Here is a 23,701-nt window from a genome sequence, read left to right on the forward strand (position 1 = left end):
GATTATTATTCTAATTTTAAGAGACGAACAACTCGGATAGACCAGAACATGAAACACTACTTAGCTTTCGTTGGTGCTCTTTTGGCCTGTTTCTCATCCCAAGCATCGACACCTGATGAGCCAAAAATCATCAAAATTGCAGCCGGAAACTGGCCACCTTTTATCGGAGAACAGCTTGAAGATTATGGGTATGTTGGGAAAACAATTACTGACGTATTTGCCAAACAAGGTTATCTGGTCGAATTTCACTTTTTCCCTTGGAAACGCGCATACAAACAGGCCAGCGAAGGCGATTTTGTTGCAACGGCTGTGTGGATGTTTGCTCAGGAGCGTACCGAGTATTTTCTGTTTAGTGATCCCGTTGCTCAAGAGCAGTTTGTCTTCTTCCATCGTAAAGATTATCCATTCCAATGGCAGAGCTTAGCGGATATCAAAGGTAAACATTTGGGAGGGGGACTCGGTTATAGCTACGGTGTCAATCTCGACAAAATGTTAGCCGATGAAGAGATTACAATAAACCGAGTTGAAACCCCCAATAAGGCCTTCCAGTTACTCAAATATCGAAGGGTTGAGCTCGTTCCTGAAGAGAAAAATATTGGTCTATTCACATTAGGCAAAATGCCAATTGAGACCCAAGAGTTGATCACATACAACCCCAAACCGTTTCTCACTAATGACAGTTACTTATTGTTTTCCAAAGCACATCCAGAGGCCGAAGAGCTGATGAAACTCTTCAACCAAGGACTGAAACAAATGGTGTCAACCGGGCAGTGAATTGGGCGCTATACAACTCGATTTTGTTCACGCCCATCCATAAATGCACTGATGTTATCAATAAGAATATTGGCAAGATTTTGGATTGATGAATCACTCCCCCAAGCAACATGTGGCGTGAGTAATAAGTTTGGCAAGTGCATATTGGCAATAAGTGAGTTGGATTCATCCGCTGGCTCATCGGTAAAGACATCGACGCCCGCGCCACGAATGACACCTTGTTTTAGGGCATCCACCAGCGCCTCTTCATCGACCAAACCACCTCGACCAGTGTTGATAACGATACTGGATGATTTCATCGCAGCCAGTTCATTGCGACCGATAAGATGACGTGTCTCTTCGCTTAACGGGCAATGTAGGGTTAACACATCAGCTTGTGCGAGTACTTGTTCGAACGGCAGATAACCTTCTCGACACGGAGAAATCCCTTTGCGTTCCGCAAAGACAACATGCATCCCCAACGCTTTAGCCACAGCTGCTGTCGCTTGCCCTAATGCTCCACTGCCAATCACCCCCATCGTTGAGCCAGCTGTATCGCTAATGGGATGAGTAAAGAAACAGAACTGCTTATTACGTTGCCACTCTCCTGCCGCTATATCATTGTGATAGCCTTTCAAATTGCGTTTAAGCGCAAACATCATCGCAATCACATGCTCTGGTACAGACTGAGTGGCATACCCCTGCACATTGGTCACAGCGATACCATGTTGCTGACAATAGTCGATATCAACATTGTTAAATCCAGTAGCCGAGATAGCGACCAATTTAAGGTTAGTTAGTTGACTCAAGATATTGCTATCTAGCACTACTTTGTTCGTAATGATCACTTCTGCTTGGTGAGCACGTTCAACCACCAACGCTGGGGTGGTGAAATCGTACTCAACCCAGTGATGCGGAAATGGAAGAGATGGCAATTCAATTTGCGTAGGGATGGTTGCTCGATCAAGAAAAACAACCGTTGGCAGCGACATATAACCTCCTTGTTGCTGCCTTATAAACAGTTATTGGTGTGGCAGCGTTTTGTAGTCTGGTAATTTTCGCACAGGATCAAAATAATCAAAGATCATCTCTTCTGCTTCAAGATAGAAGTCACACGGTACAAAAATACTACGCAGCCATTCACTGCGCGGATGATAAAAACTGAGCTCCGCCGCATGCAACTCTAGGCGATTTGAGTATTCATACGCCTCTTGCTCCGCATAAAATTCGTCTCCGACAATTGGGTGTCCTAAAGCTTGCATGTGAACGCGCAGTTGATGAGAGCGACCTGTCACAGGTAGCAATCTAACGATGGTGGTTTTCTCTTCTCGTTTCACCACCTGGAAAATGGTTTTCGATGGTTTACCATCTTGATAGCAAACCTTCTGTCGCGGTCTATTCGGCCAGTCACAAATCAATGGGAAATCGAGCACTCCTTCTTGTTGCTCGACATGCCCCCAGACTCGCGCATAATAGACTTTGTGCGTCAGTCGATACTGAAACTGCTTCTTTAACGCCCTTTCAGCATGTTTATGCTTTGCGAAAACCATCAGACCGGATGTATCCATATCCAAGCGATGAACCACCTGAACATCAGGGTAATTTTCCATCAAGCGAGACCACATACTGTCATAATGTTCTGCTGCTCGCCCCGGAACAGAAAGCAAACCAGACGGCTTATTCACCGCTAAGATGTGCTCGTCTTCAAACACGATTTCAACCCACGGTTCACGTGGTGGGTTGTATTCTGTCATTGCCATAAATGATACCCGACAAAAACCCAGCTCAGAGCTGGGTTTATCAATTAAAGGACGCCAATTAGTTGTGAGAGACCACAATCATGCGTAACGAGTCTAGTTGGTACTGAGCTTGGCCAATATAGCCAGTGAGTAACTTAATCTGCTCTTCAATCGCTTCAAGTTCTTCATCACGAATATTGGGGTTCACCGCTTTCAATGCTTGTAAGCGCTCTAATTCTGCATTGAGGCTCGCTTGCATCTCTTGCTGAGCTTGGCTGCGAATGGCGTCGACTTTTTCTACCACTAGCTTATCGCCGGCTTCAATCATCTGATGTACTTGTGCCTGTACCGATGAAACCAGCTTAGTTGCGATATGACGACCCACTGGGCTTAGTTGACGGTTAAAACTCTCAAACTCAACTTGTGAAGAGAGGTCATTCCCTTTTCCGTCCAGCATTAAGCGAATTGGCGTCGTTGGCAGAAAACGACTGATTCCGCTGCGCTTAGGCGCTTGAGCATCTACCTTATAAACCAGTTCTAGTAGCATTGTACCAACTGGCAATGCTTTATTTTTCAGTAGTGAAACCGCCGTCGTACCTACGCCTTCACTCATCAGTAAGTCAATGCCCCCCTGAATCATTGGGTGTTCCCAACTGATAAAGTTCATATCCTCACGAGACAGTGCAGTTTCACGGTCAAATGTGATGGTGGCACCTTCATAAGGCAGACCTGGATAACTCGGAACCAACATATGCTCTGATGGCGTCACGACTAAGGCATTTTCACCTTTGTCGTCCTGATCGAGACCAATCGTATCAAACAGGCTCAAAGCGAAAGTCACTAAGTTAGTATCGCCGTCGGTTGCTGCAATCTTATCGACGATTGCTTGCGCCTTTTCACCACCATTAGAGTGCATTTCTAATAGACGGTCACGACCTTGTTCTAACTGAGCTTTTAACTCTTTGTTCATTACCGCTGATTCAGCAATCACATCATCTAAATCACTCGTGTCGCCTGACGCAAGCATTTCAATGAGGCGATCTGCGAATTTGTCATAAACCGTGCGACCTGTCGGACAGGTTTCTGCAAAAGCGTTAAGGCCTTCATCAAACCAACGCGCCAAAATGGCTTGTGACGTACCCTGTAGGTATGGAACATGAATATCGATATCGCGGTTCTGACCAATACGGTCAAGACGGCCAATACGTTGCTCAAGCAAATCCGGATTAAACGGCAAGTCAAACATCACCAGTTGGTTAGCAAACTGGAAGTTACGACCTTCAGAGCCAATTTCGCTACAAATCAGTACCTGAGCACCGCCCTCTTCCTGGGCAAAATAAGCCGCCGCTTTATCGCGCTCTAGAATCGACATACCTTCATGGAAAACCGTAGCTCGAATGCCTTCGCGCTCACGCAGAGCTTGTTCTAACTGAAGTGCAGTGCTCGCACGAGAAGCGATAACTAAAATTTTCTCACTGCGCTTTTCGGTAATTTTTTCAAGTAACCAGTTAACACGACTATCAAATTGCCACCAGCTTGAATCATCCCCCTCAAACTCTTGGAAGATCTCTTCTGGGTATAGGTTCTTTAACGCACGAGCTTCCGAACTCATCTTGCCACCAATCATGCCCGACACACGCATAGAGGTCGTGTACTGCTGTGGGATCAGCATCGGCAGAAGGTGAACGTTACGTGTTGGAAACCCTTTGATTGCAGCACGTGTATTACGGAAAAGTACGCGACCAGTACCGTGACGATCCATTAGGTTATCAATCAGTTCTTGGCGTGCAGCGGCTTTGGCTTCTTCGTCGCTATCACTTTCGATAATACGGAAAAGTGGCTCCACATCCTGCTCAGAGAGCAATTCAGTAATTTGGTTTTTCGCTTCGTCTGCCAGCTTTTGACCAGAGAATAGCGCACTAACAGAATCAGCAACCGGCGCATATTGCTCTTCTTCTTTGATGAACTCTTGGTAGTCAAAGAAACGATCAGAATCCAGTAAGCGAAGACGAGCAAAGTGGCTTTCACGACCTAGCTGCTCAGGTGTCGCCGTCAACAATAGAACACCTGGCGTACGCTCCGCTAAACCTTCAACCACTTGGTATTCGCGACTTGGCTTCTCTGGGCTCCACTCTAGGTGGTGCGCCTCATCGACAACCAGTAGATCCCACTCACCTTCCAGTGCTTGTTCAAAACGTTTACGACTCTTGCGCAAGAAGTCGAGCGAGCAGAGTACATATTGCTGAGTATCAAATGGGTTTTCTGAGTCAGCAAATGCTTCAATGCAGCGCTCTTCATCAAAGATGGAGAAATGCAGGTTAAATCGACGCATCATCTCGACCAACCACTGATGTTGCAGCGTTTCTGGTACAACAATCAAAATACGCTCAGCGCGGCCAGCCAGTACTTGCTGGTGAATGATCATACCAGCTTCAATGGTTTTACCCAGACCGACTTCATCCGCCAAAAGTACGCGTGGCGCATGACGACGACCCACTTCGTGTGCAATGTATAACTGATGAGGGATAAGGCCTGCACGCATACCACACAGACCTCGCATTGGGCTCTTGTGCTGTTCGTATTGGTTCACCAATGCACGATAACGGAGCACAAAATTATCCATACGATCGATTTGACCCGCGTACAACTTATCTTGTGGCTTGTTAAAACGAATCTGGTTGCTCAACATAATTTCACGCAGAACAATACCGTCTTCACCGCTGTCTTCACGTGAACCTATGTAGCTTAGTAGTCCTTGGTCTTCGACAACTTGCTCAACTTTAAGAGACCACCCTTCCTGACTTTCAACCACATCGCCAGCGTTAAAGGTCACTCGGGTTACAGGCGCATCGTTTCGAGCGTAAACGCGGTTTTCTTCAGAAGCTGCAAACATTAATGTCACAGTACGAGCATCCAATGCTACAACGGTTCCTAAACCTAAATCGCTCTCCGTATCGCTGATCCAGCGCTGGCCCAAAGCAAATGTCATGAATCGACTACCTCATCTAAATTTGTTCGAAAATGGGTCTATTTATTTTAGTAACTCTTGCGCAACTTGAAAGGAAACTGACGAGGAAAAATAGGTCAGTCGTTACGCCGAAAAAGGTCGCTAATCTTACTTGAAGCTGTGACATTGGTCACGTACAAAGGCCTCAAAAACCAACAATTTTTTACTCAAGCTGAGTGTGACATCAAAGTGTAAGAAATCAGTGGCACTTCTAAAAGAGCGTGTTGAAAAAGCTGTTTATACTTATCTATGAGCAGCATCATTTCACGTCAAGTTTCTGACTGGCACAACTGATGCATTCAAATAGGATGACGTTCAACACGGGTTTGCAGTTTTTGTAGTCAAACCATCAGCGAACTCTGATTACCTGGCTACATCGCTGCAACCAACCGCAGAGATCCTCTTCATAGCAAAGCTTGAAGAGTAAGCAGGCCGCCAACTGGCAAGGAGACGCTTATGGGTGATACAGACCGGAAAATTTTTGTCCTAGACACCAACATTCTTCTTCATGAACCACTCGCCATCTACTCATTTAAGGAACACGATGTCGTTATCCCAATGACTGTTCTTGAAGAGCTTGACCGAATCAAGGACAGTAAACGCGATGTTGCTCGCGATGCGCGTGTCGCAATACGTGCACTAGAAGCGATGTTTAAAGATGCCACTCCAGATGAGATATCCGAAGGCATCCCCACCAACAAAGAGAAAGAGAATACCGGACACATTGCCATTCTGGCTGACTTTGAGCTGCAAGAGACCGTCAAAGCTTTTGCCGACAAAGCCGGTGACAACCGCATCTTAAATGGTGTGCTCTATTTGCAAAACAAACGTGCACCGCGCGAAGTCATCTTAGTCACCAAAGACATCAACATGCGCTTACGGGCAAAAGGGGCTGGGGTTAGGTTTGTTGAAGACTACCGCACAGATCAGCTCATTGATGACGTGCAATACCTGACAAAAGGATTCCAGCAAATTGAAGGAGAGTTCTGGAACAACGTCCAAAATGTCGAAAGTAAAACCCTTGCAGGCAGAACCTATCACACCATCGCACGCGAACCCTTTGAGCCTACTTATATCAATCAATACATGATCGATGAGGACAGCGACTTCGCAGGGCGCGTAGAGGAGATTGACCAAGATACGATCACGATTAAAGATCTCAGCCGTGAAAGAATGATGCATCGACGCGCTTGGGATATCACCCCAAAAAACATCTATCAAGGAATGGCGCTAGATGCCCTACTCGATCCAGACATTGATCTGGTGATCCTAACTGGGGCTGCTGGTAGTGGTAAAACCTTACTCGCTCTCGCCTCTGCACTAGAGCAAACCATAGAAAAAGGCATCTTTGACAAAATCATCGTCACTCGAAACACCCCAGACATAGGTGAAGCGATCGGCTTTTTACCGGGTAGTGAAGAAGAGAAAATGATGCCATGGCTTGCGGCCGTCACTGATACATTAGAAGCATTGCATAAAAACGATCACTGCACTGAAGGCTCATTGAAATACATCTGCGACAAAGCCAATATTCAGTTCAAATCGATCAACTTTATGCGCGGACGTTCGATCCAAAATGCCTTCGTCTTGCTCGATGAGTGTCAGAACCTGACCGCTTCTCAGATCAAAACCATCATAACCCGTTGTGGTGAAGGGACTAAGATCGTCTGCTCAGGTAACCTAGCACAAATCGATTCTCACTATCTAACCCCCGTCACTTCTGGCTTAACCTATATGGTCGAGCGATTTAAAAACTTTGAAGGAAGTGCCAACATTCACCTCAATGGTGTGGTTCGCAGCCGACTAGCCGAATACGCCGAAGAGAATTTATAGTCACTTTTGCCGAGATATAATTCATATCTCGGCATTTGTTTAAGATAATTATTCACAAATAGCCGTTAAATATGTTTAACTAAAGCCATTAAACCGAATCAACATTCAGGACTGGTGTATGGCCTTCAATCTACGTAACCGAAATTTCCTAAAGCTACTCGATTTCACCCCGAAAGAGATTCAGTTTCTGCTTGATCTCTCTGCGGATCTGAAGAAAGCCAAATATGCTGGCACCGAACAGAAGAAACTGGTCGGTAAGAACATTGCGCTCATCTTCGAAAAGGCCTCGACTCGCACACGTTGTGCTTTTGAAGTTGCCGCTTTTGATCAAGGAGCACAGGTCTCTTATATCGGTCCATCTGGATCTCAAATCGGACACAAGGAGTCGATGAAAGACACCGCACGAGTCCTTGGCCGAATGTACGATGGCATTGAATACCGTGGTTTTGGTCAATCCATTGTTGAAGAACTCGGTCAGTACGCAGGTGTGCCGGTTTGGAATGGCCTGACGGATGAGTTTCACCCGACACAAATTCTGGCGGACTTTTTGACTATGCTTGAGCATGGGCGTGGAAAACAACTGCATGAGATTAAGTTCGCTTACCTTGGTGACGCACGCAACAACATGGGCAACTCCCTACTCGTAGGCGCGGCTAAAATGGGGATGGATATCCGCCTTGTCGCACCAAAAGCGTTCTGGCCAGAAGCAGAATTGGTCACCACTTGCCAGCAGATCGCAGATCAGACGGGCGCAAAAATCACCTTAACCGAAAACGTTGAAGAAGGCGTAAAAGGTTGTGACTACTTGTACACAGACGTGTGGGTATCCATGGGTGAAGCACCAGAAGCTTGGGATGAACGTGTCGCAATGATGACCCCCTATCAAGTCAACATGGATGTGATTACTAAAACCGGCAATGTACAAGTGAAGTTTATGCACTGTCTACCTGCGTTCCATAATGATGAAACCACTGTAGGGAAACAAGTCGCTGAGAAATACGGAATGAAAGGACTGGAAGTGACGGAAGACGTGTTTGAGTCCGAACACTCTATCGTTTTCGATGAAGCGGAAAACCGAATGCACACAATTAAAGCTGTGATGGTTGCCACACTCGGTAGTTAATCTTAGGTAAGATTCGACACTAAAACCGTCGATGTAATCGCTTGCGTTCACCATTCTTCAGCGTATAATGCTCGGCAATTTGTCTGGAGATAGTAAAACAATGCCACGTAATTCGTGCTCTAAAAAGCGTATTACAGTGAGTAAGCCAACACGCTTACTGGGACTTGTTTTTTCTATTTTCACCGATTTCTAAAGCCTCCCTTAATGGGGGGCTTTTTTGTGCCTAAAATTCATGACTGGGAAGATGATTATGACAAACACGCTTTATAACAAGCATATTATCTCAATTCCTGAGCTTTCACGTGAAGAGCTGGAATTGATTGTCAAAACGGCTGGAGAGCTGAAGGCTAAGCCGCAACCTGAGTTAATTAAAAACAAAGTGGTTGCAAGCTGCTTCTTCGAACCATCAACCCGTACACGTCTCTCTTTCGAAACCGCAATCCAACGCATTGGTGGTGATGTCATTGGCTTCGATAATGGCGGTAATACTTCACTGGCGAAGAAAGGTGAAACATTGGCGGATTCCGTTCAAGTTATCTCTTCGTATGTTGATGCCTTTGTTATGCGCCACCCTCAAGAAGGTGCAGCGCGCCTAGCTGCTGAGTTTTCTAATGGTGTACCAGTGATTAACGGTGGCGACGGAGCAAATCAACATCCAACTCAAACCGTACTGGACCTCTTCTCTATTGCAGAAACGCAAGGTCGACTGGATGAGCTTAACGTCGCTTTCGTAGGTGATCTTAAATATGGTCGTACTGTCCACTCACTTACCCAAGCGTTGGCAAAATTTAACAACATCCGCTTCTTCTTTATCGCTCCAGAGGCGCTTGCAATGCCAGATTACATTTGCGAAGAACTCGACGAAGCTGGCATCCAATACAGTTTGCACACCGATATGGAAAGTGTTATTCCAGACCTAGACGTTCTTTACATGACTCGTGTTCAAAAAGAGCGTTTCGACGAATCTGAATACGCACATATTAAATCCGCATACATTCTTACGGCAGCCATGCTAGAAGGTGCACGTGAAAATCTTAAAGTGCTTCATCCACTTCCACGTGTCGATGAAATCACAGTGGATGTTGATAAAACCCCACACGCTTATTACTTCGAACAAGCAGAAAATGGCGTATATGCACGTCAGGCTCTACTTGCACTTGTACTAAATGAAACACTGTAATCGAGGAGAAAAAACCATGAACAAAGAAACTCAATTGCAGGTTGAAGCGATTAAAAATGGCACCGTAATCGACCACATTCCAGCACAAATTGGCATTAAGGTGCTCAAGCTGTTTTCAATGCATAAATCACAACAGCGCGTAACCGTGGGCTTAAACCTGCCTTCATCTGCCCTAGGTCATAAAGACCTACTCAAGATCGAAAATGTGTTTATCACTGAAGAGCAGGCAAGCAAATTAGCGCTTTATGCACCGCATGCCACGGTCAACCAAATTGAAGACTATCAGGTTGTTAAGAAGCTGGCTCTCGAGTTACCAGAACAAGTGAATAATGTATTTGAGTGTCCGAACACCAACTGCATCACACACGGTGAGCCAGTAGAAAGTAGCTTTAAAGTATTCGAGAAAAACAACGATATTCGATTGAAGTGCAAGTACTGTGAGAAAGTTTTCTCTCGTGAAATCGTCACTGAGCGTTAATGAATATTTGAGAGTTAACTTAAGGTAAGAATTTGTCCCTGCTTAACTCAAGCAGGGATTTTTACCTTTACGAAGCACGAGATTCGCGGCAAACTGAGTTTTCTTCCAGTAACCCTAAACAGATGGAATATAACAATGACTAAAGTACTTCACACTGAATCAGCTCCTGCAGCTATCGGCCCATATGTGCAAGGTGTTGACCTTGGTAACATGGTACTGACTTCAGGCCAAATCCCAGTAAACCCAGCTACGGGTGAAGTATCATCTGACATCGCAGAACAAGCTCGTCAGTCTCTAGAAAACGTAAAAGCAGTAGTTGAAGCCTCTGGCCTATCTGTATCAGACATCGTAAAACTAACGGTGTTTGTAAAAGATCTAAATGACTTCGGCACAGTAAACGAGGTTTACGGTAAGTTCTTTGATGAGCACAATGTTGCTCACTACCCAGCACGTTCTTGCGTAGAAGTTGCTCGTCTACCAAAAGATGTTGGTATCGAAATCGAAGCCATCGCTGTACGTAAGTAATCGAAGCCATCCCCAAAAAAGCGAGCTCTAATGCTCGCTTTTTTGTTTTCGCTAATAGTAACGTTCACATCCATGATGAAGCTGAGGCTCATCAATCAAATCCTCAACATCAACTTCAAACTTTTGATGTGAGCTTCGGTCTTCGATCACGACCGCATGCGTACTTTCATCCGTCTCGACCACGACTCCAACTCCCTGACGGCATTCAACTAGCATGCCCTTTTCTAGCTCCCTAATATCCATCTTTTTTCTCCTCTGCTACTCAGTAAGTACAGCAGGAAAAACAAAAGGATCAAAAAAGCCGACTCAAAAGTCGGCTTTATCATTATTCAAATTGGATTACTTGTTTACAAAGTCAACACCCGTTTGGATGTCGCCGTTAAGTGTTTCAAGCATGCCATCTAGTGCAGATTTCTCGAAGTCACTCAACTCACCGTAGCTTAGTACTTCTTCTACACCGTCTTTGCCTAGTTTCACTGGCTGTGCGAAGAATGGTGCGTGCTCACCATCACCTTCAACGTATGCGTATTCAATCACTTCTTCACCTTGAAGTGCTTTAACTAGAGCAAGACCAAAGCGACATGCCGCCTGACCCATAGATAGAGTCGCACTACCGCCACCCGCTTTAGCTTCAACAACTTCAGTACCTGCGTTTTGAATACGTTTAGTCAGTGCTTCTACTTCTTCAGCCGTAAACTCAACACCCTCAACTTGAGACAGTAGAGGAAGAATCGTAACACCTGAGTGACCACCGATAACGGGTACACGTACTTGGCCTGGATCTTTGTCTTTCAGCTCAGCAACAAACGTTTCTGAACGAATTACGTCAAGCGTAGTTACACCGAAAAGACGACGCTTGTCGTAAACACCAGCTTGCTTAAGAACTTCAGCTGCAATTGGCACAGTGGTATTTACAGGGTTAGTAATGATACCAACCATTGCTTTTGGACATACATCTGCGATGCGTTGAGCAAGAGACTTCACGATGCCCGCGTTTACGTTAAATAGATCCGCACGGTCCATACCTGGCTTACGTGCCACACCCGCAGAGATCAGTACAACGTCAGCACCTTCGAGTGCAGGCGTTGGATCTTCACCAGCATAACCTTTGATTGATACTGGTGTTGGGATGTGGCTTAGATCTGCTGCAACACCCGGAGTCACAGGCGCAATGTCATACAGAGCGAGATCTGCACCAGCAGGAAGGCGGTTTTTAAGTAGAAGGGCTAGGGCTTGACCGATGCCACCAGCGGCACCAATAACAGCTACTTTCATCGTAGTTCTCCTTGAGAAGATTCTCTTATATATGTTTTGTAGGGCGATTTAAAATCAGCTGCGTTCAAGCTAAACCAATCACAACCTGATTACAATCAATTAACGTCAGCTTTGCGACCTTGCGCAATGCAACTAAAGCGTGCTACACACATTGCGGCTATTATGATCTGCTTTACCTTTGATGACAAAGATTTAAGAGGCATTTCTACGGAAAATAACCTTGAAGTTTACAGTGATATGCTAGACAGAAATTGGGCTTGAAGTTGGCACTATGTGCATAGCTATGCGAGAATATTCACTTGCTTTTTATATTCACCAACATAGAAAGAGAACCATGCGCCATTCAGAAAAACAAGATAACCTCGTTCGCGCTTTCAAAGCCCTGCTAAAAGAAGAACGTTTTGGCTCCCAAGGCGACATTGTGGAAGCTCTTAAAAACGAAGGGTTTGAGAATATCAACCAGTCAAAAGTATCACGCATGCTGACTAAGTTCGGTGCTGTACGTACTCGCAATGCAAAAATGGAAATGGTTTACTGCCTTCCAGCAGAGCTTGGTGTGCCTACAGTTTCAAGCTCTTTGCGTGAGCTGGTTTTAGATATCGACCACAACAATGCACTCGTTGTGATTCACACAGGCCCGGGAGCCGCTCAGTTAATTGCTCGCTTACTCGATTCACTGGGCAAATCAGAAGGCATTTTAGGTGTTGTCGCTGGGGACGATACCATCTTCATTACGCCAACGTTATCAATTACTACAGAGCAACTCTTTGCCTCTGTGTGTGATCTGTTTGAATACACAGGCTAGTTTCATATAAAACAGCAAAATATAAATCGCGCCGCCAATTTAGCGGCGTGATTTAGATCACATCTTAAATAAATCATTCTTTTGTTTAGGCCAGAGTATAACTCGATGATTTTAAAAGATTTTAATCTCGAAATATTCACTAAACATTGTTAGAACAACTAGGCATATTGTCTATATTCTTTAACAATCGTGTAATTATGTGCCAATTTTTTGATATTATTCAGCCGCTTTTTCAACATACGGATTGGAAAAGGTGCCGTTTCCGTTTATAGGAAACTCCCACAGCAACTACAATTGCTTAGGGTTAATAATGAATAAAGGAAGGGAAATTCATGGCATTGAACAAACTTATTAAAGTTGGTGCGATTGCAGCTGCTGTTATGGGCGCTGGCGCAGTTAACGCTCAAGAGTTCATCACTATTGGTACTGGCTCTGTAACGGGTGTTTACTACCCAACTGGTGGTGCTATCTGTAAGCTAGTCAACAAAGGCCGTAAAGAACACAACATCCGTTGTTCTGTAGAATCAACTGGTGGTTCTATTTACAACGTAAACACGATGCGTGCTGGTGAACTAGACTTCGGTATCGTTCAGTCTGACTGGCAGTACCATGGCTACAACGGTACAAGTAAGTTTGCTGAGCAAGGCCCGTACAAAGAGCTACGTGCTGTATTCTCTCTACACACAGAACCATTCAACATCATCGCTCGTAGCGATGCTGGTATTGAAAATGTTACTGACCTTAAAGGTAAGCGTGTAAACATTGGTAACCCAGGCTCTGGTGACCGCGCAACTATGGGCGTGGTTATGGAAGCAATGGGTTGGACTAACGAAGACTTCAAACTGGCTTCTGAACTTAAAGGTTCTGAGCGTTCCCAAGCTCTTTGTGACAACAAGATCGACGCGTTCGTATACGTAGTTGGTCACCCAAATGGATCTATCAAAGAAGCAACAACTTCATGTGATGCGACACTCGTTTCAGCAACTGGTGCGAAGATCGATGAAATCGTTGCAAACAACCCTTACTACGCATACAGCACAGTTCCTGCTGGCATGTACCGTGGTACAGACAAAGACGTAAACAGCTTTGGTGTTGCGGCAACAATGGTAACTTCGACAAAAGTGTCAGACGAAGTTGCTTACAACGTTGCTAAATCTGTATTCGAGAACTTCGATACATTCAAACGCCTACACCCTGCGTTTGCAAACTTGAAGAAAGAAGACATGGTTAAATCAGGTCTTTCTATCCCTCTACACCCAGGTGCAGAGAAGTACTACAAAGAGATCGGCCTACTTAAGTAAGCCCTCTTTGAAAACCAAGGAGGTATTCGCCTCCTTGGTTAAAACTCGTATTCATTAAAATACTAGACTCTATTTTGAGTTTCATTCTCTAGAAGCTCTACCTCGTTATATACCCAAGAAACCATACAACTGAGCAATATTTCATCTTTTCACTACAATGAAAGATGCAAAATAAAGGTTCTCATAATCATAAATATACGGACCATTTATAATAAGGATTAAGTACATGTCGAAGACAACAACTCCGTCTCAAGATGTGCAAGAAATGGTAGCTCAATCCGATACTGGTGCGCGTGCTCCTGCTGGACTGTCAGGTCGCATCCTATGGTTTGTGCCGCTATGTTGGTCACTGTTCCAACTTTGGTACGCATCCCCTCTGCCGTTCATTTTTAACTTTGGCGTACTCAACGATACCGAAGCACGTTCTATTCATTTAATGTTCGCTGTATTTCTCGCGTTTACAGCCTACCCAGCAATGAAGAATTCACCACGTGATCGCATTCCAGTTGTTGACTGGTTGCTTGCGCTAGCGGGTAGTTTTTCCGCTGCCTATATCTATATTTTCTATACCGAACTCGCGGGCCGTTCTGGTGCACCTACCACGTTTGACATCGCTATCGCTATCTCAGGTATGCTGCTACTTCTAGAAGCGACTCGTCGTGCACTCGGTCCCCCGTTGATGGTCGTTGCTGCTGTGTTTTTATTGTACACCTTTGGCGGCCCTTACATGCCTGACGTTATCGCTCACAAAGGTGCGAGTCTTGGCAAAGCAATGTCTCACTTGTGGCTGACTACCGAAGGGGTATTCGGTGTGGCACTGGGTGTTTCAACTTCGTTTGTCTTCCTGTTTGTACTCTTTGGAGCAATGCTTGAGCGAGCGGGGGCGGGCGCTTACTTCATTAAAGTCGCTTTCTCTCTACTTGGTCACATGAGAGGCGGTCCAGCGAAAGCCGCCGTCGTTGCATCAGGTCTCTCTGGACTTGTTTCAGGCTCGTCGATTGCTAACGTAGTAACAACCGGTACATTCACCATTCCTTTGATGAAACGTGTTGGTTTCCCAGGTACTAAAGCGGGTGCCGTTGAAGTTGCCGCTTCAACGAATGGCCAGCTAACACCACCGATTATGGGTGCCGCAGCCTTCCTTATGGTGGAGTATGTGGGTATTTCCTATGTCGAAGTGATCAAGGCCGCGATTCTGCCTGCTCTGATCTCATACATTGCCCTAATTTACATTGTTCACCTTGAAGCTTGTAAAGCGGGCATGACTGGTCTGCCTCGTCGTCATACGCCTAAATTTATTAATAGCCTACTTTCTTTTACTGGCACCATCTTAGGTCTTTGCGTGATCAGTGGGGCTGTCTATTACGGTGTTGGCTGGACTAAAGATGTATTTGGTGATGCCGCAACACCAATTGTCACTGTTGCACTTCTGATTGCTTATGTGGCTTTAGTGAAGATATCTGCAAGCTATGCGAAAGAAGGGGCGATCGAGATTGATGCTGAACTAACGGAAGTTCCAGATCCAGGGCCTACCATCAAATCAGGTTTGCACTACCTACTTCCTATCGTTGTATTAGTTTGGTGTTTAACCGTTGAACGTTTCTCTCCGGGTCTATCGGCGTTTTGGGCGACGGTATTTATGATCTTTATCTTGATCACTCAACGTCCACTAATCGCCGTATTATCGAAAGAGGGCGACGTGGCTGAGCAGACTAAAGTCGGTTTTGTTGATCTTGCCGAAAGCCTGGTCTCAGGTGCACGTAACATGATCGGTATCGGTGTCGCGACAGCGGCAGCGGGTACCGTTGTTGGCGTCGTAACACTAACTGGTATCGGTTTGGTAATGACTGACTTTGTCGAGTTTATCTCTGGCGGCAATATCATCATGATGCTGGTGTTCACCGCAGTGATCAGCTTGATCTTAGGTATGGGTCTACCAACAACAGCAAACTACATTGTTGTTTCAACTCTGATGGCTCCCGTGATCGTGACGTTAGGCGCTCAAAGTGGCTTCATCATTCCACTGATTGCTGTCCATCTATTTGTGTTCTACTTCGGTATTCTGGCAGATGATACTCCACCAGTGGGCTTAGCGGCTTTCGCTGCTGCTGCAATAGCAAAGTCAGACCCGATTCGAACCGGTATCCAAGGTTTCACCTACGATATTCGTACAGCAATCTTGCCATTTATGTTCATCTTCAATACCCAGCTATTATTGATGGGAATTGATAGTTGGTGGCATTTATTGCTTACGATCATATCGTCTGTGATAGCAATGCTGATATTCTCAGCGGCAACACAAGGCTGGTGGTTTACCAAGAACAAATGGTGGGAGACTGTGCTGCTGCTTTTCCTAACCTTTACTTTCTTCCGTCCGGGTTATTGGTGGGATCAGATTTACCCAGCTAAAGAACTTTACCCAGGTACTGAAATTTCTCAAATTACCGAGCAGTTGAATGTTGGCGAAAGTATTGAACTGATCGTATCGGGTGAAAACCTTGAGGGTGATTTCATTTCGAAAACGGTACGTCTTCCATTTGAAGATAATGCCACCACCGCCGATGAGAGAATCAGTTCGATGGGCTTGATGCTCAACAACACCGACAGCCGCATGGTTGTTGATATGGTTGAGTTTGGTAGCCCTGCCGAAGCGGCTGGGATCGATTTCGACTGGGAGATAACTTCGGTTGTCGTGGCCGCGGATCGACCAATGAAAGAGTGGGTGTTCGTACCTGCACTGATCCTCTTAATTGGTCTTGCATTAAACCAAAAACGACGAGCTCGAAAGGAACAACTGAGCGCGTAACAATGAAGAGAATCAATAATGTATAAGCAAATTCTTGTTCCTGTCGATCTGAACGACAAAGGCTTTTCCGATAAAGCTGTCGAGCTTGCTATTTGGCACGCAAAACACTCAAATGCGGTGGTTCACCTTTTGAATGTATTGCCTGGCATTCACATGTCAATGGTGGCTAGCTACTTCCCTAAAGATGCAGCCATGAAGATGAAAGCCGATGTTGAAAATCAGCTCAAAAAGTTCGCGGTAGAGCACATCTCTGAAGATATCGTCTACAAAGTTCATGTTGCGGAAGGTAAGCCTTACTCAACCATTCTTGATTTCGCAGAGAAACTTGGTGCCGATCTTATCGTCATGCCAAGCCACAAACGTTCGAAGATCGACAAAGTCGTACTTGGCTCTGTCGCAAGTAAAGTGGTTCAAAACTCCCCGATCAATGTATTGGTAGTAAAACCACAAGGCTAACAACCTTGGCTATGTGTTTCAAAAGGGTGCCGTGTTGGCACCCTTTTTTAATAGGTTTTTCCTATTAAATATATCGAAACAAGCCAATTTAATTAATGCGAATAGTTATCAATAATAGCTCCATCGACAACAACATCGAGCTATCAAGATGAAAAAGACACTAACATTCGCATCTCTTCACTTTACGATTGCATTTACAGTGGCATACCTGCTGACAGGTGATCTGATCATCGGTAGCCTGATCGCGATGATCGAGCCTTCAGTAAACACTGTCGCTTTCTATTTTCACGAGCAGATCTGGACAAAAAGCCAGTTACTGAAATCTTTTTCGCGCTCAGCAAAAATCAAGACAACCAGTTTTGCAGTTGTGCATTTTAGTGTCGCATTTGGTGTGGTTTATGTAATGACTGGGGATGCATTTGTTGGAGGTATCATGGCCTCAATAGAGCCAACCATTAATACCTTCGCTTACTACTTCCATGAGAAGGTGTGGCAGCGCAAACAGGACGCTACCCTTAACTGGCATTGCAGTCACGCCTAAAGCGGATAGTGGGATACACACATCTCTTTACTCAGCCCAACGTGAAAGCGTTGGATTTGGCCGTCTAGCGTCACCTCGAGCAAATAAAGATCCTCAAGTTTTGGAGCAACGTTATCGGCATAAATCGGGGCTTCAATTTGAAACAGTGCGCTCGCATGGTTATCACGCACGTCAATGGGCAGGTTATACGTCATGCCGTTAAACTTCACCGATGCGGATACTAAGCCAGGCAAATAGGTTTTGTAGTGCAGATCAACCAAAAACTCACAACCTCCGCCGTGATGCCAAATCTGTTCAGTGGCCACATGTTCCAAACGGACATTGCGGATGAACTGCAAATACGGTTCCTTCCAGATGCCAATGCGTTCATCAAATTTGTGTGTGTCAATGGCTCCTAAATGGCAAAGATCATTGCTGCCTTCTTCATCGAGTAACCAATCGTCTTCGTCTTGAAGAAACAGAATTTCAAAACGGTTACGACCCATTTGCAGATAAGGACGAATATCTTTTTTGTAGACTGGCTGAGATTTATCACAGTCGAAGACTGCAACACCATTGAGGCGCACTTCAGCGTGATAATCAACACCTGCTATGATCAAGTCTACCGATGGGAAGTTCAGCATTGTTTCATCGACTTCAATATCGTGCATCAAGTGCCATTCCTGCTCCGCAATGTCTTCTTCCGATAAGGTGTTAGGTAAAACCTGACTTAAAGGGGCTGGAAACGTGATGTCATCTTGTGGAATAGATAAATCAGTCAGTGGGGAAACTTGCCAAAGGCCTGCAAGGGAGAGTTTCATCGGTGCAAATATTGTCCTAGATCAAAGTTGCCTGATTATAATGCGAATCAACAGGCAAAAGATACTCAGCCTTTGAGACAAAACAAAAATACCAGCCTAGTGGCTGGTATTTAAATTCGGTGCGATGTCAGAGATTACTCTTCGTCGTCGTCATCTTCATCAGGGTAAAGTGCGTCTTCACCACCTGACACCCTTACACTTCTTTTCTTAAAATTGGTGTGAGATAGTAGTCATAGCAACGCATCCCTCACCATTCTCACATTTTCACGTAATTGTACGAAAAATCCGCCTAAAGGTGTGAATTACTTCCCTCAAGATTCTCACCTTTTAGCTTGGCAAACTTTATGAATTTGAAAAGCTAGAGAGACGTAAGTGATTTGGCTATTCGTTAGTAACTAACGAATAGCTGTCGGAAAGCAATAATCGTTCGAATCCAATAAAGTCTGTCACTTTATCTCTGTCAGTCCACTTAGCAGATGCGAAGTGAGCGAGTATAACAAACACGTTTCTGCCCCTTTATGAGTTTGCGCAATAAATCGCTGTTCAATCTAGCCAGAATGTCACCTTACATTTGCTTATGTCGCATCACGGAGCAGTAGTGCTCATTTTCTCCCAAACATAAGCAGAAGCGGCTTTCTTTACGAGCCGTTTGTGTCCGCATATTAATGCAATATCACCGAGAGATATCGAACTAGAAACTGTACAAATTATTCCCTCCCGAAAGAACGTGCTCGACCCGATCTTTCATTAGTTGGTAATTTTCTTCTACCGAACGGCCATGCTTTTCTGATGTATCGACCTCTACAATTGGAATATCAAACCATTCAAAAACTTTGTGATATGCTGATTCAACACTATTATTTTGCGTAACCGCATCGCCGTACCACTGAACTGTACCACCTCTGGTCTCTATTCTGTTGTTTATTGTTTCAATATCGGCTTTAACAAAAATGATCACTTCTGGAAGAAGTATTTTTTTATTAATTCTAAGTGTGTCAAAAATTTTTTTGACAATATCTTCTCCAAGCATAATTGTTTGGTAAGCCAAAGTTGAAAATATATATCTGTCTAATATGATATCTTCATCGTTTAATACTTTAGAAACCTCGTTACTCTTCAATAAATTATTTAACAAAAAAAATAGAAATGCACTCTCTTTTGACTCATAGGAGTCAATGACCTTTCTTAGATCATGAGCTTCAGGGACTACCGCATTATGAACGATAGTATTCATTTCTTTCGCATATAGAGAGCTTAATGTTGTTTTTCCACATGCATCTAACCCTTCAAAAACGATAAATTTATTCATCTGTTCCTCATCTAGTATTTTGTGATTATTTATAGCTCCTATAATAAGGAACCTAGATTTATTTTTTGTTAGTAGATTTATGAGATTTCTACAATATCTATATTGGTTTCTTTATATCTTGAAGCAAACGTAATTGGATTAAACTCTATTTGAGAAAGAGCTTTTTCCACACCGCATGAATTAATGCATTCGCTATATTTATACCCAGGTTTATTGGCAGTATTTTGGTAAAAGCAACCCTCTGGACTAATCATTAAGTATGATTCTGTCATAGTAGAATTAGACTCAGAATACATAGGTAACCCTAATCCACTATGTCTTTGAACAAAATTATCGAACTGTTCTTTGGAAATTAGTATTTCATTATCACCATAAGGCATGACCTGTAATACTTTCCATTTGTATGGTTTTAGACTAGAAATTAAATTAGAGAAATCCTCTTCCCAATTAAGACTATTAATTACAGTATTAATCTTTGTTTTGATTCCTGTTTGTGACTGTGTAAGGTTCGCTAGAGCATGTGTTAAATCATTAACACCAAAAGAGTTCCCTTTTCGATCGTTTCTTCCTATTTTCATACGTGTACTTAAGTACTGACTGTCAAAGCTGATTCCAATCATGTCTAAAGTATCTTTCGGCAACGGTGATTTTCCATGAATTAGGTAATGTCCATTAGTTATGATTGAGGTTTTAAATCCTTTTTGTTTTGCAAGAACCAAAGCGGTAACGAACGTATTTCCTAACATCATTGGTTCCCCTCCTGCAAAGTTAAGACGAACACTTTCGTACCCCAGCTTTTCTTTTAAGACTGGAGTGCCTTTGATGAAGTAGTCTGCTAGCTTATCCAATAAGTTAGCGATTGCCTGTTCTGAACGATGGAGTTCTTTGGGGCGGCCCCATTTTGCAAAACAGTATTTACAACTGTAATTGCAGACCTCTGTCATGTGCCAATTGATTACGAGTTCTTTTGTTTTTCTAGATTGTGTTGTTGTCATGCTTTTTATACTCAGGTATTCAGATGGCTTCAGTATGATAAAATCGGCTCTGTAGAAAAATGAAAAGCAACATCCCCCCCCATCAAATTTCTTTTTCTAGCGGAAAACGAAACAATAAAAGGACATTCAGTGGCTACTTTTCCAACCTTCGAATCGGTACTTCTTCAAATTGCTAAAGCGCTTGGCGCTAATAGTCAGATGACTTCAAAATCGAAAAGCACGTTTAAATATGTCGAGATGACGATGGATAATTTATCTAATACTTGGGAAAGTATTTTGGGTGATATAGCGGATGCTTTAGGGCTTGATGAAAGAGCGAAAGAAGACCTGATCTCCAATGTTGCAGATGATTACTTGATGCATAAGAACATCGAACTCAATGTTTATTCTTCAAAGGCGTCACAAAGAAAAATCGTTTGGCATTATTTAGCCAGGGTTATCATACCAGCTCTAGCGAGACATACGGTATTTTGGCAAATTGAATCAAAAATGGATGAGGGTATGCCTGGCGGACGGTTTTGGTATCTTCCTGCCGTAGACTCTACGATTGAACCTACGCAGCTTCTTCTCCCTGTACCGCAAGTCTTGAATTGGCTTATCGACTTAATCCAAAACACCAAAACATCTATTGCTAATAATTTAGACAACGATCTAGATAGTGATGATCAATACGAGAAAGTATTAAGGAATCTTTACAACTGGCAAAAAGGCACGAGCACCCCTGAAATATCAAGTATCGAGAAAACGTTTTCGGACAAAGTGAATATACAGTTTTGTGGCTGCTTTGAGCCTGATGAAAAGTCTTCGCAATTTGAACAGGCTCTGGAGTTTATTGAAAAAAAAGGTTTGTCTTATGATGACTTACAGCATGAAATAGCTATTGATTGTGAAGACTTAAAGCTAATATTAAGGAGTGAATGCTCAGCAGCGGAGCAGCAAGATTTTGTACAGAAACTAAAAGTACGATATCAGGCACCAAGCTCTAAAGTGATACGTATGAGGTTGCTGATAGCCAGAGCTATTCAAGAGGGATATGAGCAATTAGTTAAGTATTTAACACCTGAAGTTGATAAGCTATGTTTTGACTTAAATGAAAATAAAACACTTCAGTTAGTTGAACTTTACGACTATGTATATAACCTGACTTTTGAGGCTCATATTCAAAAGGGAAATTTAGGACACCATGAGGAAAATAAGTTTTTTGAAGAACAACTTCCTTCTTTTTTAAGGTACGATTTATTGCGAATTTTTACCTCAGCCAATAACCACAGTATTCCATGGAGCACTACAGATAGAATTAATGATATTTTTAGCCGTTCTGGAGAAGAGGATATATTAGATAATATATTTCCTACGTCTGAATATGAATTTAAAAAAATAAATAAACTTATAAAAGAAGAAGGCGATTATTCAAATAATTACCTTATGCGTAGAGATGTTTTGATAGATAAGCTAAAACAAAATAAAGCTCCATTTAAACAATTGCAGGATATTGATGATTTTGAGGTGGTATATGGAGCTAGAATTATTCAGGTGAATCAATATTCAAATCCTAATATAGTTGACATGATTGTTGAAAGGTTAAAATTTCTAGAAGCCACACCTACTGAGTCGATGAAGCGAATATTATTTGAACTAGAAGCTCATCTACTCCTTAAGAAGTTTGATTCAAAAACCGAAGAAAAGGTATCTGCTTTACTCGATGAGGCGAAAAACTGTGATGATTTTGAATTTTCAAAAGCAAATATACTACGTTATGAAGCACTTCATTATATTGCGCAGAACAAGCTTAAAGAAGCAGAAAAAAATCTAAATTTGGCTATCGATGAATGTAAGAAATACAGCTTTGGAAAGTTTAGAGGATTGTTAGCTAGAGATGCATTCGCATTGGCTATAGCAAACCAAAAACTCATTCCTAATAATCACGAAAAGTACTTTAGAGACATGTACTACTGGGGGGGGCTGAAAGGAGAATCTAATATTTATGACGTTTCGCGTGGGTTACATGAGTATTTTTGGGAAAAGTTATATCAATGCTATCCTAACTATCAACCGCTTTTTGCTTCTTGTTCTAGCGATATGGAAAAGTTTAGTCGTGATTTCGTAGAGTGTATAAAAAATGGACGTTCTATTGAGCTAGTACTAAAAAAACACAAAGCTTTAAAAAAGAAACAACTGAAATATCCACAAGCAGATAGCATCATTTTTCTAATGATGAAGATGAGCTATGAAATGCGTACTAAATTAAATTCTTATAAACAAATCGATATTGCTAACGAAATTAGTAATGTATTTAGTGCAATGGTTACAGGCATCAGGAAAATCATCGAATTATGGCCAGAAATCGTTAATATAACTGACTTTAAACTCCAGACACCTTTGATGTTAGCTGCAAACAACAGAGATCATCAAACGGTAGAAGCATTACTAAAAGCAAACGCAGATCCGAATCTTCAAGATTTCACGGGTAGAACAGCCCTTCATGCAGCAGCAGCTAGTCGATGCTTAAAATCAGCTTATCTAATACTAGAGCATGGTTGTGATGCAACGTTAATTAACGAAGAAGGTGCAACAGCGTTACATACGGCTACTCGCATGGGCGATCTGCCTATAATTGAACTATTAATTGAAAAGAGACCTGAGCTACTAAAGATTGAAGATTCAAAAGGAATAATACCTGAGCAATTGGCCAGAGAAATGGCTTTGTTGCTTAAATCGATGGAACTAAATCAAGAAGCTACGATCTGATCGGCTACATCCATTAATCGTCGTAGC

Annotated in this window: 20 protein-coding genes; 12 read left to right on the forward strand and 8 right to left on the reverse strand. The window is 43.3% G+C overall.

From position 1 onward, the window contains the following. Window positions 1-48: 48 nt before the first annotated feature. Window positions 49-774, forward strand: coding sequence for a substrate-binding periplasmic protein (locus tag ACQEXR_RS13220; RefSeq protein ID WP_427020503.1), 726 nt, complete (start codon window positions 49-51; stop codon window positions 772-774). 8 nt (window positions 775-782) lie between these two features. Here ACQEXR_RS13220 and ACQEXR_RS13225 read toward each other — a convergent pair whose 3' ends face one another. The 3 genes from ACQEXR_RS13225 to rapA are packed head-to-tail and all read right to left on the reverse strand — an operon-like array spanning window position 783 to window position 5,481. Beyond that, the gene (locus ACQEXR_RS13225) at window positions 783-1,745 is read right to left on the reverse strand and encodes a D-2-hydroxyacid dehydrogenase (RefSeq protein WP_427020504.1); all 963 of its coding nucleotides are present in this window, start codon (window positions 1,743-1,745) and stop codon (window positions 783-785) included. Window positions 1,746-1,775: 30 nt separating this feature from the next. Beyond that, window positions 1,776-2,513 carry a bifunctional tRNA pseudouridine(32) synthase/23S rRNA pseudouridine(746) synthase RluA gene (gene rluA, locus ACQEXR_RS13230; RefSeq protein ID WP_138971936.1) on the reverse strand — a complete coding sequence of 246 codons (738 nt, stop codon included), beginning with the start codon at window positions 2,511-2,513 and terminating at the stop codon, window positions 1,776-1,778. Window positions 2,514-2,571: 58 nt separating this feature from the next. Next, window positions 2,572-5,481: an RNA polymerase-associated protein RapA gene (gene rapA / locus ACQEXR_RS13235; RefSeq protein WP_269377978.1), complete on the reverse strand. Its 2,910-nt coding sequence runs from the start codon at window positions 5,479-5,481 to the stop codon at window positions 2,572-2,574. A gap of 474 nt (window positions 5,482-5,955) precedes the next feature. On the opposite strand from rapA, the gene ACQEXR_RS13240 reads away from it, so the two are divergent. The 5 genes from ACQEXR_RS13240 (at window position 5,956) to ACQEXR_RS13260 (ending at window position 10,638) form a co-directional block, all read left to right on the forward strand. Continuing rightward, window positions 5,956-7,332 (forward strand): PhoH family protein, encoded by a 1,377-nt coding sequence (locus tag ACQEXR_RS13240; protein WP_138971934.1) that lies wholly within the window; start codon window positions 5,956-5,958, stop codon window positions 7,330-7,332. A gap of 118 nt (window positions 7,333-7,450) precedes the next feature. Continuing rightward, window positions 7,451-8,455 (forward strand): ornithine carbamoyltransferase, encoded by a 1,005-nt coding sequence (locus ACQEXR_RS13245; protein WP_427020505.1) that lies wholly within the window; start codon window positions 7,451-7,453, stop codon window positions 8,453-8,455. Window positions 8,456-8,705: 250 nt separating this feature from the next. Beyond that, complete coding sequence (pyrB, locus tag ACQEXR_RS13250) at window positions 8,706-9,635, forward strand: aspartate carbamoyltransferase (protein WP_138971932.1); 930 nt, start codon at window positions 8,706-8,708, stop codon at window positions 9,633-9,635. A gap of 16 nt (window positions 9,636-9,651) precedes the next feature. Continuing rightward, the gene (gene pyrI, locus ACQEXR_RS13255; RefSeq protein ID WP_138971931.1) at window positions 9,652-10,113 is read left to right on the forward strand and encodes an aspartate carbamoyltransferase regulatory subunit; all 462 of its coding nucleotides are present in this window, start codon (window positions 9,652-9,654) and stop codon (window positions 10,111-10,113) included. 135 nt (window positions 10,114-10,248) lie between these two features. Further along, window positions 10,249-10,638, forward strand: a complete 390-nt coding sequence (locus ACQEXR_RS13260; RefSeq protein ID WP_269377974.1) for a RidA family protein — start codon at window positions 10,249-10,251, stop codon at window positions 10,636-10,638. Window positions 10,639-10,689: 51 nt separating this feature from the next. On the opposite strand, the gene ACQEXR_RS13265 is transcribed toward ACQEXR_RS13260, so the two are convergent. After that, window positions 10,690-10,881, reverse strand: a complete 192-nt coding sequence (locus ACQEXR_RS13265; protein WP_138971929.1) for a hypothetical protein — start codon at window positions 10,879-10,881, stop codon at window positions 10,690-10,692. Window positions 10,882-10,977: 96 nt separating this feature from the next. After that, window positions 10,978-11,913, reverse strand: a complete 936-nt coding sequence (mdh, locus tag ACQEXR_RS13270; protein ID WP_427020506.1) for a malate dehydrogenase — start codon at window positions 11,911-11,913, stop codon at window positions 10,978-10,980. Between the two features lie 334 nt (window positions 11,914-12,247). On the opposite strand from mdh, the gene argR reads away from it, so the two are divergent. The 5 genes from argR (at window position 12,248) to ACQEXR_RS13295 (ending at window position 17,822) form a co-directional block, all read left to right on the forward strand. Further along, window positions 12,248-12,718, forward strand: a complete 471-nt coding sequence (argR, locus tag ACQEXR_RS13275; protein ID WP_269377972.1) for a transcriptional regulator ArgR — start codon at window positions 12,248-12,250, stop codon at window positions 12,716-12,718. A 332-nt stretch (window positions 12,719-13,050) separates the two neighbouring features. After that, window positions 13,051-14,019, forward strand: a complete 969-nt coding sequence (locus tag ACQEXR_RS13280; protein WP_427020507.1) for a TAXI family TRAP transporter solute-binding subunit — start codon at window positions 13,051-13,053, stop codon at window positions 14,017-14,019. Window positions 14,020-14,245: 226 nt separating this feature from the next. Next, window positions 14,246-16,825: a TRAP transporter permease gene (locus ACQEXR_RS13285; RefSeq protein ID WP_426951951.1), complete on the forward strand. Its 2,580-nt coding sequence runs from the start codon at window positions 14,246-14,248 to the stop codon at window positions 16,823-16,825. A gap of 18 nt (window positions 16,826-16,843) precedes the next feature. Continuing rightward, window positions 16,844-17,281, forward strand: a complete 438-nt coding sequence (locus ACQEXR_RS13290) for a universal stress protein (RefSeq protein ID WP_427020508.1) — start codon at window positions 16,844-16,846, stop codon at window positions 17,279-17,281. 148 nt (window positions 17,282-17,429) lie between these two features. Continuing rightward, window positions 17,430-17,822 carry a DUF2061 domain-containing protein gene (locus ACQEXR_RS13295; RefSeq protein WP_427020509.1) on the forward strand — a complete coding sequence of 131 codons (393 nt, stop codon included), beginning with the start codon at window positions 17,430-17,432 and terminating at the stop codon, window positions 17,820-17,822. Here the strand turns inward: ACQEXR_RS13295 and ACQEXR_RS13300 are convergent. From ACQEXR_RS13300 to ACQEXR_RS13310, 3 genes are all read right to left on the reverse strand, one after another. Further along, entirely contained in the window at window positions 17,819-18,622 is an 804-nt protein-coding gene (locus ACQEXR_RS13300) for a glycosyl hydrolase 2 galactose-binding domain-containing protein (RefSeq protein WP_427020510.1), read from the reverse strand. The genes ACQEXR_RS13295 and ACQEXR_RS13300 overlap by 4 nt on opposite strands. Window positions 18,623-19,313: 691 nt before the next feature. Then, window positions 19,314-19,931, reverse strand: coding sequence for a deoxynucleoside kinase (locus ACQEXR_RS13305; RefSeq protein WP_054395015.1), 618 nt, complete (start codon window positions 19,929-19,931; stop codon window positions 19,314-19,316). A 77-nt stretch (window positions 19,932-20,008) separates the two neighbouring features. After that, the gene (locus tag ACQEXR_RS13310) at window positions 20,009-20,926 is read right to left on the reverse strand and encodes a viperin family antiviral radical SAM protein (RefSeq protein ID WP_054395014.1); all 918 of its coding nucleotides are present in this window, start codon (window positions 20,924-20,926) and stop codon (window positions 20,009-20,011) included. A gap of 129 nt (window positions 20,927-21,055) precedes the next feature. On the opposite strand from ACQEXR_RS13310, the gene ACQEXR_RS13315 reads away from it, so the two are divergent. Then, a complete protein-coding gene (locus ACQEXR_RS13315) occupies window positions 21,056-23,674 on the forward strand; it encodes an ankyrin repeat domain-containing protein (RefSeq protein ID WP_054395013.1) in 2,619 nt (872 codons plus the stop codon). Window positions 23,675-23,701: the final 27 nt, after the last annotated feature.

Origin of the sequence: Vibrio sp. TRT 2004 (genome assembly GCF_050113735.1) — a bacterium.
In the GTDB taxonomy this organism is placed as follows: domain Bacteria; phylum Pseudomonadota; class Gammaproteobacteria; order Enterobacterales; family Vibrionaceae; genus Vibrio.